Source organism: Corallococcus praedator (assembly GCF_003612125.1).
GTDB classification, from domain to species: Bacteria; Myxococcota; Myxococcia; order Myxococcales; family Myxococcaceae; genus Corallococcus; species Corallococcus praedator.
Genome location: NZ_RAWI01000979.1, coordinates 1 through 457, shown reverse-complemented (window position 1 = coordinate 457; position 457 = coordinate 1). Strand labels below are relative to the sequence as shown.

The following is a 457-nucleotide window of genomic DNA, read 5'->3' as shown; positions in this document are numbered from 1 at the left end:
CGCAATCCCTCGGCCTCGCTAGGCCGGCTCCAAGCGTCCCGTAGGGCGGGCTTCAGCCCGCCATCTTGACCCGTGGCGGGCCGACGCCCGCCCTACGAAGTGGCGCGCCCGAAAGCGCCCCCTTCCCTCAGATCGCCACCACGTCCAGCGGCGGGAAGCCGTTGAAGCACACCGACGAGTAGGTGCTCGTGTAGGCGCCCGTGTTGCGGATCAGCACCCGGTCGCCGGCCTTGAGCGCCAGCGGCAGGTGCATGGGGCGCTTCTCGTAGAGCACGTCGGCCGAGTCGCAGGACGGCCCGGCGACGATGCAGGGCCCCGTGGCCTCGCCGTCGTGGGGGGTCGCGAACTGGTAGCGGATGGCCTCGCCCTCGGTCTCGGCCAGCCCCGAGAAGCGGCCGATCGACAGGTACACCCAGCGGTGCAGGTCGCGCTCGGACTTGCGCGACGTCAGGACCAC

1 pseudogene is annotated in these 457 nt (G+C 71.6%); it reads right to left on the bottom strand.

Annotated elements, in window-relative coordinates:
• Positions 1–127: 127 nt before the first annotated feature.
• Positions 128–457: pseudogene (locus tag D7Y13_RS42685) on the bottom strand (ornithine decarboxylase); the annotation flags it as partial.